The organism is Pseudomonas juntendi, assembly GCF_009932375.1.
Classification (GTDB): domain Bacteria; phylum Pseudomonadota; class Gammaproteobacteria; order Pseudomonadales; family Pseudomonadaceae; genus Aquipseudomonas; species Aquipseudomonas juntendi.
In genome coordinates this window covers 1-282 of the sequence record NZ_BLJG01000397.1, presented here as the reverse complement: position 1 = coordinate 282, position 282 = coordinate 1, and the positions used below count along the sequence as shown (strand labels likewise).

Genomic DNA, 282 nt, shown 5'->3' with positions numbered 1-282 from the left:
GCTGACGCAGATTGCGGTGGTGAAGATGACATGAACCGAAAGTTCGCAAGGCATCACAAACATCACATATCCGAATTCGCTGGGCTGTCCATCTGGACATTCTGGCTACAGAATTTCTTGACGACCATAGAGCATTGGAACCACCTGATCCCATCCCGAACTCAGCAGTGAAACGATGCATCGCCGATGGTAGTGTGGGGTTTCCCCATGTGAGAGTAGGTCATCGTCAAGATTCATTTCGCAAAACCCCTATCTGCGCATGCAGGTAGGGGTTTTGTCTTT

Annotated in this window: 1 rRNA gene; it reads left to right on the top strand. The window is 49.6% G+C overall.

The features are described from left to right. Positions 1–116 precede the first annotated feature (116 nt). A 5S ribosomal RNA gene (gene rrf, locus GYA94_RS26290) occupies positions 117–232 on the top strand. The last annotated feature ends 50 nt before the right edge of the window (positions 233–282 follow it).